The sequence below is a fragment of the Romboutsia sp. 13368 genome (assembly GCF_018336475.1).
Taxonomy (GTDB): Bacteria; Bacillota; Clostridia; order Peptostreptococcales; family Peptostreptococcaceae; genus Romboutsia.
The window spans coordinates 340,121-340,754 of the sequence record NZ_CP048741.1 but is presented as its reverse complement, the minus strand read 5'-3'; the positions used below and the strand labels follow the sequence as shown (position 1 = coordinate 340,754).

The window sequence follows — 634 nt, the reverse complement described above, 5'->3', positions numbered from 1 at the left end:
TAATCTATTGCTTAATACTTAATGTATTTTTATTATGTCCTATATAATATATAGCTTATGTTTTCCTCAATAGCTTATATTAATTCTAACTTTTATGCTTAAAGTTAAATTAAATTAAAGAATTAGAATATTATTATGTTTTTTACAAAACTATTTTTGTAAGTATTTATTATACTATCTAATATTTGTTATATTAATTTAACTAAAACAATAGCTATTTGTATTATGTATTCTTATTGTATTTTTAAAGTTTAAGTTATATTTACTATAATTATTTTCATMATATCTATTATAAAAATATTATTATATAAAGGTTGGTGTTACATATGGATAAAATATTTAATTTTCCATACAATGTTAGAGCTGTTGCAAGATTAGATTCTAATAATATAGTTCATAATCATCTTTATCATAATTCTCCTATAGGAAGAGTTGATAATAATATTATCTACGATAATGATAATAATGCTGTTGGTAGAGTTGATGATAATGGTACAGTTCATAATCATTATATAAATAATAGTCCTATTGGAAAAGTTTTAGAAAATGGATTTGTAAGTAGAGATGGTATCTTAGTTGGTAGAGTTGAAGGTGATAATATTCTATTGTCAGGGGCAGCTTACCTTCTATTATT

The 634-nt window shown here is 21.3% G+C and carries 1 protein-coding gene; it reads left to right on the top strand.

What is annotated here, in order from left to right:
- Nucleotides 1–326: 326 nt before the first annotated feature.
- The coding region (locus tag G3997_RS01345) for a hypothetical protein (protein WP_296646909.1) at nucleotides 327–634 on the top strand (308 nt) is incomplete at its 3' end.